Here is a 16,134-nt window from a genome sequence, read left to right on the forward strand (position 1 = left end):
GACGATTCTGGCGGTGAGGGGGCGAGCGGCCAGGTGACAGGAGGACAGGGACCGGTGGCGATGACCGCGGCGGTGAAGGACGAGCTGAGTCGACTGGGCGTCACCCAGGTGAGTTCTCGCAAGGCGGAAGTGTCGGCGCTGCTGCGCTTTGCCGGGGGACTGCACATCGTCGCCGGGCGCGTCGTGGTGGAGGCCGAGGTCGATATGGGCAACGTCGCGCGGCGGCTGCGCCGGGAGATCTTCGACCTCTACGGATACAACCCCGATGTCCACGTGCTGCGCGGTGGGGGATTGCGCCGCTCGGCTCGCTACATCGTGCGCGTCACCAAGGACGGGGAGAGCCTTGCCCGTCAGACCGGCCTGCTCGACCTGCGCGGCCGTCCGGTGCGTGGGCTGCCCGCCCAGGTGGTCGGCGGCAGCGTCGGCGACGCGGAAGCCGCCTGGCGCGGTGCCTTTCTCGCGCACGGTTCGCTCACCGAACCGGGCCGGTCGTCGGCGCTGGAGGTGTCCTGTCCGGGACCGGAGGCCGCGCTCGCGCTGGTGGGCGCCGCCCGTCGGCTCGGCGTCGCGGCCAAGGCGCGCGAGGTACGCGGAGCCGACCGCGTGGTCATCCGCGACGGGGAGGCCATCGGCGCGCTTCTCACGCGGATGGGCGCCCACGACACCCGGCTGGTCTGGGAGGAGCGTCGGATGCGGCGCGAGGTCCGGGCGACCGCGAACCGGCTCGCCAACTTCGACGACGCGAACCTGCGCCGTTCGGCGCGGGCCGCGGTGGCCGCGGCCGCCCGCGTCGAACGCGCGCTGGAGATTCTCGGCGACGAGGTGCCCGATCACCTGATGGCGGCCGGCCAACTGCGCATCACCCACCGGCAGGCATCCCTGGAGGAACTCGGCCAGCTCGCCGACCCGCCGATGACCAAGGATGCGGTGGCCGGCCGTATCCGGCGGCTGCTTTCGATGGCCGACAAGAAGGCCCGCGTCGAAGGTCTCGCGGACACCGAATCGGCGGTCACCTCGGATCTGCTCGACGAGGACTGACGCCGGATTGCCCCTTAGCGGTGCCTCCCCGAAGCCCTCCTACTAGGGTGGGGGTTGGCGTGTGCGCGGCGAGAACTCCTACCGGGGTCGTGACACGGCGCGAACGACCGCCATACGGCTTGACGATGAACACCTCAAAGGAGCACAGACAGTGACTGTTCGGGTAGGCGTAAACGGATTCGGCCGGATCGGCCGCAACTTCTTCCGTGCCATCGAAGCGCAAAAGGCTTTGGGCACCACCGACATCGAGATCGTCGCGGTCAACGACCTCACTGACAACGCGACTCTCGCGCACCTGCTGAAGTTCGACTCGATCCTGGGTCGTCTGCCCCAGGACGTCTCCCTCGACGGTGACTTCATCGTTGTCGGCGATCAGCGGATCAAGGCACTCGAGGTCAAGGAAGGCCCGTCGGCGTTGCCGTGGGGCGACCTCGGCGTGGACGTGGTGGTCGAATCCACCGGCATCTTCACCAATGCTGCCAAGGCCAAGGGACACCTCGAAGCGGGTGCCAAGAAGGTCATCATCTCCGCACCGGCCACCGACGAGGACATCACCATCGTCATGGGTGTCAACGATGACAAGTACGACGGCAGCCAGAACATCATCTCCAACGCCTCGTGCACCACGAACTGCCTCGGGCCGTTCGCCAAGGTGCTCAACGACGAGTTCGGCATCGTCTCCGGCCTGATGACCACCGTGCACGCCTACACCCAGGATCAGAACCTGCAGGACGGGCCGCACAAGGATCTGCGTCGCGCCCGCGCGGCCGCGATCAACGTGGTGCCCACCTCCACCGGTGCGGCCAAGGCCATCGGCCTGGTGCTCCCGGAACTCAAGGGCAAGCTCGACGGCTACGCCCTGCGTGTGCCGATCCCGACCGGCTCGGTCACCGACCTCACCGCGATCCTGGAGAAGAGCGCGACCGCCGAGGACATCAACGCGGCGATGAAGGCGGCCGCTGACGGCCCGCTCAAGGGCATCCTCAAGTACTACGACGCGCCGATCGTCTCCAGCGACATCGTCACCGACCCGCACAGCTCGCTCTTCGATGCGGGTCTGACCAAGGTGATCGGCAACCAGGTCAAGGCCGTCTCCTGGTACGACAACGAGTGGGGCTACTCCAACCGGCTCGTCGACCTGACCGGACTTGTCGGCAAGTCTCTCTGACGGGTCACTCACACACGCTAGGAGCACAGCTGCAATGGGTGTACCCACACTGAAAGACCTTCTCGCCGAAGGCGTTTCGGGCCGAGGAGTGCTGGTTCGGTCGGATTTCAACGTCCCGCTCGACGGGTCGACGATCACCGATCCGGGCCGGATCCTCGCCTCCCTGCCCACCCTGAACGCGCTGATCGACGCGGGCGCCAAGGTGATCATCACCGCCCACCTCGGCCGGCCGAAGGGGGAGCCGGACCCGAAGTTCTCGCTGGCGCCGGTGGCCGAGCGTCTGTCCGCCGAGTTGGGCCGCAACGTCCAGCTCGCCGGTGACGTCGTCGGCACCGACGCGCTGGCCCGGGCCGAAGGGCTGACCGACGGCGATGTGCTCCTGCTGGAGAACATCCGCTTCGATCCCCGGGAGACCTCCAAGGACGAGGCGGAGCGCGAGTCGCTCGCCAAGGCCCTGGTGGAGCTCGTCGGCGACGACGGGGCCTTTGTCTCCGACGGTTTCGGTGTGGTGCACCGCAAGCAGGCCTCGGTCTACGACGTCGCCAAGCTGCTCCCGCATTACGCGGGTCAGCTGGTGGCGGCCGAGGTCGACGTGCTCGCCAAACTGACCCACGACGTGTCCCGCCCGTATGCGGTGGTGCTCGGCGGGTCCAAGGTGTCGGACAAGCTCGGGGTCATCGAGGCGCTGGCACCCAAGGTCGACACCCTGGTCATCGGCGGTGGCATGGCTTTCACTTTCCTTGCCGCCCAAGGGCATTCGGTCGGAACCTCGCTGCTGCAGGAGGATCAGATCGAGGTCTGCAAAGATCTACTTGAGCGATTCGGTGACGTGATCCACCTGCCCGTCGACGTGGTGGTCGCCGACAAGTTCGCGGCCGACGCCGACGCCAAGACGGTCAATGCCGACGAGATCCCGGACGGCTGGATGGGCCTGGACATCGGACCGGAGTCGGTCAAACGCTTCGCGGCGGTGCTCGGCGGTGCGCAGACCATCTTCTGGAATGGTCCCTCCGGGGTGTTCGAGTTCGAGAAGTTCGCCGCGGGCACCAAGGGGGTGGCCGAAGCGATCGCCGGTGCCACCGCCAACGGCGCGTTCACCGTCGTCGGTGGCGGCGATTCGGCGGCCGCGGTGCGCACCCTGGGTCTGCCGGATTCCGGGTTCTCGCACATCTCGACCGGCGGCGGTGCGTCGCTGGAGTATCTCGAGGGCAAGGAATTGCCCGGACTGAAAGTGCTGGAGAACTGATGGCAGACCGTAAGCCCCTGATCGCCGGCAACTGGAAGATGAACCTGAATCATCTCGAGGCGATCGCGCTGGTGCAGAAGATCGCCTTCGCCCTGCCGGCGAAGTACTTCGACAAGGTCGACGTCACGGTGATCCCGCCGTTCACCGACATCCGAAGCGTGCAGACCGTCGTCGACGGTGACAAGTTGTTGCTCACCTACGGTGCGCAGGATCTGTCCGCACACGATTCGGGTGCCTACACCGGTGAGATCAGCGGTGCGTTCCTGGCCAAGCTGGGGTGCACCTTCGTGGTGGTCGGCCACTCGGAGCGGCGCACCATGCACGCCGAGACCGACGAGGTGGTGCTCGCCAAGACCAAGGCGGCGCTCAGGCATGGCCTGACCCCGATCGTCTGTATCGGCGAGGGCCTCGACATCCGCGAGTCCGGCGAACACGTCGCCTACAACGTCGCCCAGCTCAAAGGCTCGCTGGCCGGCCTGTCGGCCGAGGAAATCGGCAAGGTCGTCATCGCCTACGAACCGGTCTGGGCGATCGGCACCGGCCGCGTGGCCAGCGCCGACGACGCGCAGGAGGTGTGCAAGGCGGTTCGGCAGACGCTCGCCGAGATCGCCGACGACGCCACCGCGTCCTCGGTTCGTGTGCTCTACGGCGGGTCGGTCAATGCCAAGAACGTCGGCGACATCGTCGGACAGACCGACGTGGACGGCGCACTGGTCGGCGGGGCATCGCTGAAGTCGGACGAGTTCGCGACACTGTCGGCGATCGCGGCCGGCGGCCCCCTACCCTGAGATCCCTGCCCGGAGATCCCTGCCCGGAGATCCCTGCCCGGAACCGGGCCCGGTTGGGGGCTCGCGTAGACTGTGCCGGGTTGTCCTGCAGTGGACCACCCGTACAGACTTTGCCGACTAGAACAGGAACACACCAGTGTCAGTGGAAAGCGCACTCGATATCGGATTGATCGTGACCAGTGTGCTGCTCATCGTGCTCGTGCTGTTGCACCGCGGTAAGGGTGGCGGTCTGTCCTCGCTGTTCGGTGGCGGCGTGCAGTCGAGCCTGTCGGGTTCGAGCGTGGTGGAGCGCAATCTCGACCGCCTGACGATCTTCGTCGGGCTCATCTGGTTCATCCTGATCATCGGCGTCGGGGTCAACATCAAGTTGTCCTGACCCGTCGAGATCCGACACAGACCCGGTGGCACCACGTGCCACCGGGTCTGTCGTCTGAGTTGGGGTGTCGGCAGCGCGCCTCGTGTCCCGGCGTCCCCGAGATGCCCCGTGCGGGATCAACCGGAATACTGAACCCATGAGCCAATCCGTTCCCTCCCGGGGTGCCCCGGCGTGGCGTCCGTCCATCTCGATCGTCGATCACATCACCGTCGACGACGAAGGTCGCGCCCTCACCGAACCGCTACGTGAGGACATCCGTCTCCTCGGCGGGCTGCTGGGGGACGTGATCCGGGAACACTCCGGGGACGAGGTCTTCGAACTCGTGGAGGCGGCCCGCGTCGCGGCCTTCCGGATTCGTCGCAACGAGATCGATCGCGGTGAGCTCGCCGACATGTTCTCCGGGGTGAGCCTCGACGTCGTGATGCCGGTGATCCGTGCATTCTCCAACTTCGCGCTGCTGGCCAATCTGGCCGAGGACATCCATCGTGAGCGGCGGCGCGCCATTCACCTGCGGGCCGGGGATCCACCGCAGGACAGCAGCCTGGCGGCCACCTACACCAAACTCGCCGAGGCCGGCCTCGACGACGAGCAGGTGGGCCGCGCCCTCGCGGACGCCACAGTGGTTCCGGTGATCACCGCCCATCCCACCGAGACCCGTCGCCGTTCGGTGTTCGAGGCGCAGAACCGGATCACCGAACTCATGCGGTACCGGTCGCGTTCGGAGCTGACCCCGGCCGAGGACGACGTCGTCATCAAAGCCATTCGGCGCCAGATCCTCACGCTGTGGCAGACCGCGCTGATCCGGCTCGAACGCCTGACCATTCAGGACGAGATCCGTTCGGGACTGCGCTATTACGACGCGTCCTTCTTCGACGTCGTGCCCAAGATCAACACCTCGGTGCGTGCGTCGCTGCGGGCTGCCTACCCCGATGCGGGGCTCGCCGACGACCCGATGATCCGGATGGGATCGTGGATCGGCGGCGACCGCGACGGCAATCCGTTCGTCACCGACGAGATCGTGGAGATGGCCACCACTCTCGCCGCGCGCACCGCGATCGGTCACCATCTGTCGGAGCTGCACAAGCTCGCCGAGGAACTGAGCATGTCGACGCGCCTGATGGATCCGGGTGAGGCGCTCTATGAACTCGCCGGAGTGCCGGCCGACGACCCCAAGGCGGATGAACCGTTCCGTCTTGCGTTGCGCCACATACGCTCCCGGCTGGCCACCACCGCGACCGAGATGTTCGGTGAGGAGGTGATGAAGGCGGCGGACCTGTTTCTGGTGAACGGCAAACCCGCCTACGCCGACGCTGCCGAACTCCTCGCCGACCTCGACGTGATCGACGCCGCGCTGCGGCACGGCAAGGACGACATCCTCGCCGACGACCGTCTGCTCACGCTGCGAGAATCGGTGCGCACCTTCGGATTCAACCTGTCCGGGTTGGACATGCGGCAGAACTCGGATATGCACGAGGAGGTGATCGCCGAACTGCTCGCCTGGGCCGGGGTACACCCCGACTATGCGTCCCTCGACGAGGATGAGCGGGTGGCGATCCTGTCGGAGGAACTGCAGAAGCGCCGGCCGCTGACCCGTCCGGACGCCGATCTCAGCGAGCTGGCGGTCAAGGAGCTCGGCATCGTGCGGGCTGCCGCCCGCGCCGTCGCCACCTTTGGCCCGCAGGCCGTGCCGAACTACATCATCAGCATGTGTACCTCGGTGAGTGACATGCTCGAGCCGATGATCCTGCTCAAGGAAGCGGGTCTGATCGACATCGACGCCGAGAGCGGCACGCTGACCTCGACGGTGCGCATCGTGCCGCTGTTCGAAACCATCGAGGACCTCCAGCAGGGCGCCACCACGCTGCTCGCCGCGCTGGACCTGCCGTTCTACCGGGGGCTCGTCGACTCCCAGGCGGGCATGCAGGAGATCATGCTCGGCTATTCCGATTCCAACAAGGACGGCGGCTACATGGCCGCCAACTGGGCGCTCTACCGCGGCGAACTCGACCTGGTGGAGGCGGCCGCGAAGGCGGGAATCCGGTTGCGGCTCTTCCACGGTCGCGGCGGCACCGTCGGCCGGGGTGGTGGCCCGAGCTATGACGCGATCCTGGCGCAGCCGCCCGGCGCGGTGCAGGGGTCGCTGCGCATCACCGAGCAGGGCGAGATCATCGCCGCCAAATATGCCGAACCGGTGAGCGCCGAACGCAATCTGGAGACCCTGCTCGCGGCCACCATCGAGTCGTCGCTGCTCGATGTCGAGGGCCTCGGTGACGACTCCGAGGACGCTTACGCGATTATGGATGAGCTTGCCGCCCTTGCCCGTTCGGCGTATAGCAAGCTGGTACACGACACCCCGGGCTTCGTCGAGTACTTCACGACGTCGACCCCGCTGTCGGAGATCGGTGCCCTCAACATCGGCAGCCGCCCCGCCTCGCGCAAGCAGACCGAGAAGATCTCCGACCTGCGCGCCATCCCGTGGGTGCTGTCCTGGACACAGTCGCGCGCCATGCTCCCCGGCTGGTACGGAACGGGCTCGGCCTTCGCCGAGTGGATCGGCGACTCCGACGACCGGCTCGCCACCCTGCAGCGCTACTACACCGAATGGCCCTTCTTCCGATCCGTCATGTCGAACATGGCGCAGGTGCTGGCCAAATCCGATATGAACCTCGCTCATCGCTACGCCCAGCTCGTTCCGGATGAAGAACTGCGCGACAAGGTCTTCGGCATGATCGTCGGCGAACACGAACGCACCATCGCGATGTATTCGAAGATCACCGGAACCGACGACCTGCTCGCCGACAACGCGGCACTGAAACGCTCTGTCTACAACCGCTTCCCGTACCTCGAGCCACTCAATCTGCTGCAGGTCGAGCTGCTGCGGCGCTTCCGCGCCGGTGACGACGAGCCGCGGATTCGGCGCGGCATACAGCTGACGATGAATGGTCTGGCGACGGCATTGCGCAACAGCGGGTAGACCACGTCGTCCACCTTTGCTGGTTGGGCCTGGTTGCCGGCACGGGCGAGCGAAGTGAGACCGAGCCGCGTCGAAAACACTTGTGCGACAATGAAGGTCGCCGACCCGGGTATGCCAACTCGTCGGGCCCTGGACTCGGGCCCAAGTCCCTGGGTGCTGCGGCTCAGGCCAGTCGGTGTGCGTCGTTGCCGCACTCCGCGGGTGATACGTGTGGGTGCAGAGCGATCGAGTGATCGTAGTAGCGTTCGTTGAGCGGCAGGTAGGGGATCGGCTGTTCGTCGACAACGCCGTGCAGCCGCCCGGTCAGCGCCTCTTCGACGTCGGCGATGGTGTCGGCATCGACGTCTCGCGCCCGGGTGATCAGGTGTGGCCGTAGCGCGGACATGCCCGTGTACCACAGTGTTCCGTGCAGAAGGGGCCACAGTACGTCGTCGATGCTTCCGCTGATACCCCGGGGTCCCAGACTGCCCGGACGGTCGCCGGCCGTCACGACCGTCAGCGCCCGGCGCCCGACGAGGCCACCGTCACCGTACTTGCGTGCCCGTCCCGTCACCGGATCGAGGACATCGTAGGCGAATTCGCGTTCGAAGACGCGGTCGATCCAGCCCTTCATGATCGCCGGCATGCCGTACCACCAGAGCGGGAACTGCAGGACGACGAGATCGGCGTCGAGAAGCTTGCGCTGTTCGGCCTCGACGTCCGGCCCGCCTTCGGTGTGCAGAACCGGGTCCCATCTCATCGCGTACAGATCGGATTCGGTGACCTGCCAGCCGTCGGAACGCAGCGTGTGGACGCCGAGTGTGCGCAGATGCCCGGTCAGGGAGTGCGAATCGGGATGTGCCGAGACCCAGAGTGCGCGCATGGCATGCACAACGGTGCACGGGGCGCGCGGATTCCCGATGCGGTCGCGCGCACGTCCCGGAGAAACTACCATCTGGAAGTAAGGTTCCCGATCGGCTTCATTCGTCGGAACTCAGAGTTCCGACGGGACACACATCCAGGAGGTTTCATGCCGGCACCCACCGATGCGGAGTCATTCGCGCTGGGCGACTTCACGCTGCAGTCGGGGATCACCTTGCCTGACGCGCAACTCAGCTTCAAGACCTTCGGCACACTCAACGACGACAAGAGCAACGTCATCGTCTATCCCACCTGGTATTCGGGATGGCACACCGACAACGAGTGGCTCGTGGGCACCGACAAGTCGGCGCTGAATCCGGACAAGTGGTTCATCGTCATCCCGAACATGCTGGGCAATGGTGTCTCCTCGTCGCCGTCGAACACGCCGATGCCCTACGACCGGTCCCGATTCCCGCATGTCAGTGTCCTGGATCAGGTTGCCGCACAGCACAAACTGCTCACCGAGCACTTCGGCATCGCCAAGATCGCATTGGTGACCGGGTGGTCGATGGGTGCCGGACAGACCTACCAGTGGGCGGTCAGCCATCCCGAGATGGTCGAGCGAGCTGCACCGTTCTGCGGGTCCAGTGTCACGGCGCCGCACAACAAAGTCTTCCTGGAATCGCTCTGGACCGCGCTGATGGCCGATGCCATTTTCGACGACGGTGACTACTCGCCGGACCGCCCGCCGGTCAAAGGGCTGCAGGCGTTCGCGCGGATCTACGCTGGGTGGGGCTTCTCGCAGGCGTTCTACTGGGCCGAGGAATGGCGGAAGATGGGATACACCTCGTACGAGGACTTCCGATTCGGCTTCTGGGAGCGGTTCTTTCGAGATCGCGACCCCAACAATCTGATCGCACTGCTCCGTACCTGGCACGCCGCGGACGTCGGCGCGACGCCGGGATTCGACGGTGACACCCAGGCTGCGCTGCGATCGATCCGTTGTCCGCTGCTCGCCATGCCAGGCGAGAAGGACCTCTATTTCCCGCCCGAAGACGAGAAGTGGGCGAGCCAGTTCATCGAGCATGGCGAGGTTCTCGTCATCCCCGGCATCTGGGGGCATTTCGCCGGTGGCGGAGCGAATCCGGTCGACATCGCTTTCATCGACGAAGCGATCGCCGGCCTGCTCGATCGCCCGGGGCTGTCCGACATGTGATCACCGCATCGAGATCAGCCGGGCAGCGTCGATGCCGCCCCGTCGTCGAGGAACCAGATGGTCTCTTCGGTGCCGTGGGCTCCCGCGCACGGCCAGTCCGCCGGATCGGCTCCCGCGTGTGCGGCGGCCACGGCCTCGGCCTTGTCGGCACCCGCGACCAGGAACCACACGGCGCGGCTGCGATTGACCACGGGCAGCGTCAGGGTGATTCGGCGTGGCGGCGGCTTGGGTGAGTCCTCAACCGCCACAACCGACTTGACGGTCTCAGCGGTGGCCGCGGTGTGGGGGAACAACGAGTTGATGTGGCCTTCGCCGCCCATGCCGAGCAGATGTAGATCGAAGTTGGGCGCCACCCCGTCGGCGGAGTTCGCGGCCAGAACGGCGGCGTAGTCGGCCGCGGCGGCGTCGATGTCGTCACCGAGCGGACCGTCGGACGGTGCCATCGGATGTACCCGGTCGGGATCGACGGGGACCGAGTTCAGCAGCGCCCCTACGGCCTGGCCGTAATTGCGTTCCGAATCATCGGCGGGGACGAAACGATCGTCCCCCCAATAGATGTCGACCCGCGACCAGTCGATGCTGCCGCTGTCGGCGGCGAGTTCGGCGAGGATCGCGATGCCGTTGCTGCCGCCGGTGAGCACCACGCTCGCGACACCGCGGTCACGCTGGGCGGCGGTGACGAGGTCGACGAATCTGCGTGCCGCGGTGGACACCAGCTCGTCCTTGGCGTCGAAGACGAGTGTTTCGACGGACATCAGGCAACTCCTTCGACGATGATCTCGGTGACTCCGCGCAGTGCCTCGGCGTACACCTCGTCGCTGTCGAGGCGCCGCAATTCTTCGATCAGGCACATCGGCAGGTCGCGGTGCATCATCGCGACTCGACCGTCCGGCTTGCCCGGTGCGGTGATGATGGCGTTGTTGTTCTCGTCGACCGCGAGGATCGTCGGACCCTCCTCCCGATGGACCCGCACCTCGAAGCTGCCGACCCGGCGATACACCGGCACCCCGAGGGTGGCGCGCAACCAGCCGGCGAGCAGGTCCACCGACGGCGCGACCTGCTGGCCGGTGACCTCGACGCTGGTGATCGCCGTATGCGGCGGACGATCCACCGCCGACGCGAGAATGGCGCGCCAGTGCGTGATACGGGTCCAGGCGAGGTCGGTGTCGCCGGGGGAGTAGGTGGCCAGCCGCCGGGCGAGCACGGTCTCGGGATGCGCGGATCTGGTGGCGTCGAGGATTCGTCGCCGGCCGAGCTGACCGATGGGATCGGCGGCCGGATCCTCCGGCGCGGCACCCGGCCACCACGTGACCACCGGGGTGTCCGGCAGCAGGAACGGCGTGACGACGCTGTGCGGATGATCGGCGAGTTCGCCGGAGAGCGAGAGGATCACGACCTCCGAGGCGCCCGCGTCGCCTCCCACGCGGATCTCCGCGTCGAGCCGGCTGTCCTCGGATCGCTCACCGCGGGAGACCACGATCACGCGACTCGGGTGTTCCCGGCTCGCACCGATGGCACCTTCGATGGCGCCCTCGGTCGGCTCGCCGTGATCGGCGCACACCACCAGGGTGAGGACCCGGCCGAGGCTCACCGCACCGCCGGATTCGCGGACCTCGACGATCTTCTTGGCGACGTCGTTGGTGGAGGTGTCCGGCAGTTCGACGATCATGCGATCTCCTGATAGCTGATGTGTGCGGTCACGGCCGGCGCCAGGCGCGTCCCGTCCGGGCCAGCATCTTCTCGGCCGACGCCGGACCCCAGGTGCCCGATTCGTATTCGTCCGGCCGCCCCTCCGATGCCCAATGCTCGAGGACCGGATCGAGGATCTCCCACGACAATTCGACTTCCTCATTCACCGGGAACAGCGACGGCTCGCCGAGCAGCACGTCGAGGATGAGGCGTTCGTAGGCTTCCGGGGAGGCCTCGGTGAACGCCGTGCCGTAGCTGAAGTCCATGTTGACGTCGCGGACCTCCATGCTCGACGCCGGAACCTTCGATCCGAAGCGCATCGTGATGCCCTCGTCGGGCTGGACCCGGATCACCAGCGCGTTCTGGCTGAGCTCCTCGGTCATCGTCTTGTCGAAGGGCAGGTGCGGTGCCCGTTTGAACACCAGCGCGATCTCGGTGACCCTGCGCCCCAACCGTTTTCCGGTGCGCAGATAGAACGGCACCCCGGCCCAGCGTCGGGAGTCCACCTCGAGGGCGATCGCGGCGAAGGTCTCGGTGGTCGAATCGGGATCGAATCCCTCCTCGTCGATGAGTCCGGGTACCTTCTGGCTGCCCTGCCAGCCAGGACCGTACTGGCCGCGGGCGGTGTTCTCGGCGATCGGCAGGATGTTGCTCGTCGCCGAGAGCACCTTGATCTTCTCGGCCTGTAATTGCTTGGGCTCGAAGGAGATCGGTTCCTCCATCGCCACCAGCGCCATCAACTGCAACAGGTGGTTCTGGATGACGTCACGGGCGGCGCCGATCCCGTCGTAGTAGCCGGCCCGTCCGCCGAGTCCGATGTCCTCGGCCATCGTGATCTGCACATGGTCCACGTAGTGCGAACTCCACAGCGGATCGAACAGCTGGTTCGCGAAGCGCAACGCCAGGATGTTCTGCACCGTCTCCTTGCCGAGGTAGTGGTCGATGCGGAACACCGACGACTCGGGGAAGACGCTGTTGACGATCGCGTTGAGTTCCTTGGCCGACTGCAGATCGTGACCGAACGGCTTCTCGATGACCACGCGCCGCCAGCTGTCGCCCTCCACCTTCGCCAGCCCGCTGCGATCGAGTTGCTCGCAGACGGTGGGGAAGGCGTTCGGCGGGATCGACAGGTAGAAGGCGTGATTGCCGTCGGTGCCGCGTTCGACGTCGAGCCGGGCCAGCGTGTCGCGGAGCCGGTCGAAGGAGTCGTCGTCGTCGAAGGTGCCCTGCACGAAGCGAAAGCCCTCCGCCAGCCGCTCCCAGACCTCCTCACGGAAACCGGTTCGGGTGTGCTCGCGGACCGCGTCGTGCACCACGCCCGCGAAATCCTCGTCGGTCCAGTCCCGACGGCCGAAGCCGATCAGCGCGAACGACGGCGGCAGCAGCCCCCGGTTGGCGAGATCGTAGATCGCCGGCATGAGCTTCTTGCGGGCCAGGTCACCCGTGACGCCGAAGATGACCAGGCTGCTGGGACCGGCGATCCGGGGGAGGCGCTTGTCACGGGGGTCACGTAGCGGATTGGTCCAGCCGGTCGGGCCCTTGGGCACGTGGGTCAGCCCTTCGCGGCGGCGAGCTGTTCGGCGGTCGCGGTCAGCAGATCGTTCCAGGCATCCTCGAATTTGCTGACGCCCTCGCTCTCGAGAACCTCGAAGACGTCCGCGAAGTCGACGCCGAGCGCGGCGATCGCGTCGAAGACGGCCTGCGATTCCTGTCCGAGTCCGACGATCGAACCGGTGTTGACCCAACCGTGGTCGGCGAAGGCGTCCATGGTCTTGCCGGGCATGGTGTTGACCGTGTTGGGCGCCACCAGTTCACTCACATACAGAGTGTCGGGGTAGTCGGGGTTCTTGACGCCGGTCGACGCCCACAGTGCGCGCTGCGGCCGTGCGCCCTGGGCCAGCAGATCGGGGAAGCGTGACTCCACCTCGAAGATCTCCTGGTAGGCCTGATAGGCCAGCCGCGCGTTGGCCAGCGCCGCCTTGCCGCGCAGTTCCAGGGCCTCCGGGGTGCCGATGGCGTCGAGGCGCTTGTCCACCTCGGTGTCCACCCGCGAGACGAAGAACGAGGCGACCGAGTGGATGGTCGACAGGTCGTGTCCCGCGAGGGCGGCGGCGTCGAGGCCGTCGAGGTAGGCGTCCATGACCTCCTTGTAGCGCTCCACCGAGAAGATCAGGGTGACATTGACGCTGATGCCCTCGGCGAGCACCTTGGTGATCGCGGGCAGGCCCGCCTTGGTGGCCGGGATCTTGATCAGCAGGTTGGGCCGGTCCACGATCTTCCACAGCTCGATCGCCTGCGCGACGGTGCCGTCGGTATCGTGCGCCAGGCGCGGATCGACCTCGATGGACACGCGGCCGTCGACGCCGTTCGACTCCTCGAAGACCGGGGCGAGGACATCACAGGCGTTGCGGACGTCATCGGTGGTGACGGTGCGAATGGTGGCATCCACGTCGGCACCGCGTGCGGCGAGCTCGTTGACCTGGGCGTCGTAGCTGTTGCCCTTCGACAGCGCTGCCTGGAAGATCGACGGGTTGGTGGTCACCCCGACCACCGATTTGGTCGCGATGAGGTCGGCCAGGTCGCCGGAGGCGATCAGGTCGCGCGACAGATCGTCGAGCCACACCGACACTCCGGCAGCGGACAGTTCGGCGAGATTCTGGTTCTGGGTCACGGGGGTTCCCTTTCAGTGCTGTTTGTTCTCGATGGCGCGCTGCGCGGCCCCGACGACCGCCTCCGCGGTGATGCCGAACTGCTGATAGAGCACCTTGTAATCGGCGGATGCGCCGAAGTGGTCCAGGGAGACGATCTCGCCACCCTCGCCGACGATGCGGTACCACGGCATCGAGATGCCGGCCTCCACCGACACCCTCGGCACCGACGGCGGGAGCACGGAATCGCGGTACCCCTGGGGCTGCTCGTCGAACCACTCGACACACGGCATGGACACGACTCGCGCGTTGATTCCCTTGTCGGCCAATGCTTTCTGGGCCTCGACGGCGAGATGGACCTCGGAACCGGTGCCGATCAGGACCACCTGCGCGTCGGCGTCGGAGTCGCTGAGGACATAGCCGCCCTTGGCCACGCCGTCGGCCGACGTGCCGTCCAGGATGGGGATGTTCTGACGGGTGAGCGCCAGCCCGACCGGCCGGTTGCGGCGGGTGAGCAGGTGTGCCCAGGCGTGGGCGGTCTCGTTGGCGTCGGCCGGGCGGACCACGTCGAGCTGCGGAATGGCGCGCAGTGCGGCGAGGTGTTCGACCGGTTGATGGGTCGGTCCGTCTTCGCCGAGACCGATCGAGTCGTGTGTCCACACGTAGATCGGGTCGATCTCCATCAGGGCGGCCAGCCGGACCGCGGGCCGCATGTAATCGGCGAACTGCAGGAACGTGCCGCCGTAGGCGCGGGTCGGTCCGTGCAGCGCGATTCCCGAAAGGATCGCACCCATCGCGTGCTCGCGGATGCCGAAGTGCAGGGTTCGGCCGTACGGGTCGGCGCTCCACTTCTTGGTGCTGATCGACGGTGGACCGAAGGACTGGGCGCCGTCCATGGTGGTGTTGTTGCTGCCGGCCAGGTCGGCCGAGCCACCCCAGAGTTCGGGCAGCACCGGCGCCAGCGCACTCAGCACCTTGCCCGATGCACTGCGAGTGGCGACGTCCTTGTCGCCGGGGGTCCAGGTGGGCAGGGCATCGGCCCAGCCCTCCGGGAGTTCGTGGGCGGTGAGACGGTCGTAGAGCGCCTTGGCGTCGGGGTTCTTCTGCGCCCAGGCGTCGAAGGCGGACGTCCATTCGGCCTTGGCGGCCTCGCCCCGCTCAACCAGTTTGCGGGTGTGGGCGATCACGTCGTCGGCGACGTCGAAACTCTTGTCCGGATCGAAGCCGAGGACCTTCTTGGTGGCGGCGACCTCGTCGTCACCGAGCGGTGAACCGTGGATGCCGCCGGTGTTCATCTTGGTGGGGGCGGGGAATCCGATTATGGTCCGCAGGCAGATGATCGACGGCTTGTCCCGCACTGCCTTCGCCGCTTCGATCGCCGCCTCAATGGCCACCACGTCCTCGCCGCCCTCGACGGTCTGCACGTGCCAGCCGTAGGCCTCGTAGCGGGCGGCCACGTCCTCGGAGAGTGCGATGTCGGTGTCGTCCTCGATCGAGATCTGGTTCTGGTCGTAGAAGACGATCAGATTGCCCAGCTGCTGGGTGCCGGCCAGCGAACTGGCCTCCGATGTCACGCCTTCCTCGATGTCACCGTCGGAGGCGACGACGTAGATGAAGTGATCGAAGGGGCTCTGCCCGGCGGGTGCGTCCGGATCGAACAGGCCGCGCTCGTAGCGGCTGGCCATGCTCATACCCACCGCCGACGCCAGCCCCTGGCCGAGCGGTCCGGTGGTGATCTCCACGCCCTTGGTGTGACGGAACTCCGGGTGGCCGGGAGTCAGTGACTCCCAGGTGCGCAACGCCTCGAGGTCGGCGAGTTCGAGTCCGAAGCCGCCCAGGTACAGCTGGATGTAGAGGGTGAGGCTGGAGTGTCCGCAGGACAGGACGAAGCGATCACGACCGGCCCACGTGGTGTCGGCGGGGTCGTGGCGCATCACACGCTGGAACAGCGTGTAGGCCAGCGGTGCCAGACTCATCGCGGTCCCGGGATGCCCGCTGCCGCATTTCTGCACGGCATCGGCAGCGAGTACACGGACCGTGTCGACCGCGCGGGTGTCCAGATCGGACCAATCATCGGGATGGCGAGGGGTGGTCAGTGCGCGGATCTCGTCTGTGTCGGCCACGATCGTGGTGTCTCCTGTGCCTGCTCGG

13 protein-coding genes are annotated in these 16,134 nt (G+C 66.7%); 7 read left to right on the top strand and 6 right to left on the bottom strand.

All coding sequences use genetic code 11. The features are described from left to right. Positions 1–54: 54 nt before the first annotated feature. From whiA to ppc, 6 genes are all read left to right on the top strand, one after another. Positions 55–1,038, top strand: a complete 984-nt coding sequence (whiA, locus tag GBRO_RS11745; RefSeq protein WP_012834159.1) for a DNA-binding protein WhiA — start codon at positions 55–57, stop codon at positions 1,036–1,038. Positions 1,039–1,189: 151 nt separating this feature from the next. Further along, positions 1,190–2,206 carry a type I glyceraldehyde-3-phosphate dehydrogenase gene (gene gap / locus GBRO_RS11750; protein ID WP_012834160.1) on the top strand — a complete coding sequence of 339 codons (1,017 nt, stop codon included), beginning with the start codon at positions 1,190–1,192 and terminating at the stop codon, positions 2,204–2,206. Between the two features lie 34 nt (positions 2,207–2,240). Then, complete coding sequence (locus tag GBRO_RS11755) at positions 2,241–3,452, top strand: phosphoglycerate kinase (RefSeq protein WP_012834161.1); 1,212 nt, start codon at positions 2,241–2,243, stop codon at positions 3,450–3,452. Then, positions 3,452–4,240: a triose-phosphate isomerase gene (gene tpiA, locus GBRO_RS11760; protein ID WP_012834162.1), complete on the top strand. Its 789-nt coding sequence runs from the start codon at positions 3,452–3,454 to the stop codon at positions 4,238–4,240. Before GBRO_RS11755 ends, tpiA begins: the two co-directional genes overlap by 1 nt. Positions 4,241–4,382: 142 nt before the next feature. Beyond that, positions 4,383–4,616 carry a preprotein translocase subunit SecG gene (gene secG, locus GBRO_RS11765; RefSeq protein ID WP_041919865.1) on the top strand — a complete coding sequence of 78 codons (234 nt, stop codon included), beginning with the start codon at positions 4,383–4,385 and terminating at the stop codon, positions 4,614–4,616. Positions 4,617–4,752: 136 nt separating this feature from the next. Next, complete coding sequence (gene ppc, locus GBRO_RS11770) at positions 4,753–7,590, top strand: phosphoenolpyruvate carboxylase (protein ID WP_012834164.1); 2,838 nt, start codon at positions 4,753–4,755, stop codon at positions 7,588–7,590. Positions 7,591–7,753: 163 nt separating this feature from the next. Here ppc and GBRO_RS11775 read toward each other — a convergent pair whose 3' ends face one another. After that, positions 7,754–8,452, bottom strand: a complete 699-nt coding sequence (locus GBRO_RS11775; protein WP_012834165.1) for an NAD(P)H-dependent oxidoreductase — start codon at positions 8,450–8,452, stop codon at positions 7,754–7,756. Positions 8,453–8,599: 147 nt separating this feature from the next. Here GBRO_RS11775 and GBRO_RS11780 point away from each other — a divergent pair, with 147 nt between their 5' ends. Then, a complete protein-coding gene (locus tag GBRO_RS11780; protein ID WP_012834166.1) occupies positions 8,600–9,646 on the top strand; it encodes an alpha/beta fold hydrolase in 1,047 nt (348 codons plus the stop codon). Positions 9,647–9,660: 14 nt separating this feature from the next. On the opposite strand, the gene pgl is transcribed toward GBRO_RS11780, so the two are convergent. From pgl to tkt, 5 genes are read right to left on the bottom strand one after another with little or no spacing between them, the layout of a single operon-like run. Next, the gene (gene pgl / locus GBRO_RS11785; protein WP_012834167.1) at positions 9,661–10,401 is read right to left on the bottom strand and encodes a 6-phosphogluconolactonase; all 741 of its coding nucleotides are present in this window, start codon (positions 10,399–10,401) and stop codon (positions 9,661–9,663) included. Next, on the bottom strand, positions 10,401–11,315 hold the full coding sequence (locus GBRO_RS11790) for a glucose-6-phosphate dehydrogenase assembly protein OpcA (RefSeq protein ID WP_012834168.1): 915 nt from the start codon (positions 11,313–11,315) through the stop codon (positions 10,401–10,403). The genes pgl and GBRO_RS11790 overlap by 1 nt, the downstream gene beginning before the upstream one ends. Before the next feature lie 28 nt (positions 11,316–11,343). After that, entirely contained in the window at positions 11,344–12,882 is a 1,539-nt protein-coding gene (gene zwf, locus GBRO_RS11795; protein ID WP_012834169.1) for a glucose-6-phosphate dehydrogenase, read from the bottom strand. A 5-nt stretch (positions 12,883–12,887) separates the two neighbouring features. Next, a complete protein-coding gene (tal, locus tag GBRO_RS11800) occupies positions 12,888–14,006 on the bottom strand; it encodes a transaldolase (RefSeq protein WP_012834170.1) in 1,119 nt (372 codons plus the stop codon). A 12-nt stretch (positions 14,007–14,018) separates the two neighbouring features. Continuing rightward, positions 14,019–16,106: a transketolase gene (gene tkt / locus GBRO_RS11805; RefSeq protein ID WP_012834171.1), complete on the bottom strand. Its 2,088-nt coding sequence runs from the start codon at positions 16,104–16,106 to the stop codon at positions 14,019–14,021. Positions 16,107–16,134: the final 28 nt, after the last annotated feature.

The organism is Gordonia bronchialis DSM 43247 (genome assembly GCF_000024785.1).
GTDB classification, from domain to species: domain Bacteria; phylum Actinomycetota; class Actinomycetes; order Mycobacteriales; family Mycobacteriaceae; genus Gordonia; species Gordonia bronchialis.

What these genes read in the sequence shown, in the direction of transcription:
- GBRO_RS11755 (WP_012834161.1), top strand. Translation starts at nt 2,241, where the DNA reads ATGGGTGTACCCACACTGAAAGACCTTCTCGCCGAAGGCGTTTCGGGC.
- tpiA (WP_012834162.1), top strand. Translation starts at nt 3,452, where the DNA reads ATGGCAGACCGTAAGCCCCTGATCGCCGGCAACTGGAAGATGAACCTG.
- ppc (WP_012834164.1), top strand. Translation starts at nt 4,753, where the DNA reads ATGAGCCAATCCGTTCCCTCCCGGGGTGCCCCGGCGTGGCGTCCGTCC.
- GBRO_RS11775 (WP_012834165.1), bottom strand. Translation starts at nt 8,452, where the DNA reads ATGCGCGCACTCTGGGTCTCGGCACATCCCGATTCGCACTCCCTGACC.
- GBRO_RS11780 (WP_012834166.1), top strand. Translation starts at nt 8,600, where the DNA reads ATGCCGGCACCCACCGATGCGGAGTCATTCGCGCTGGGCGACTTCACG.
- pgl (WP_012834167.1), bottom strand. Translation starts at nt 10,401, where the DNA reads ATGTCCGTCGAAACACTCGTCTTCGACGCCAAGGACGAGCTGGTGTCC.
- GBRO_RS11790 (WP_012834168.1), bottom strand. Translation starts at nt 11,315, where the DNA reads ATGATCGTCGAACTGCCGGACACCTCCACCAACGACGTCGCCAAGAAG.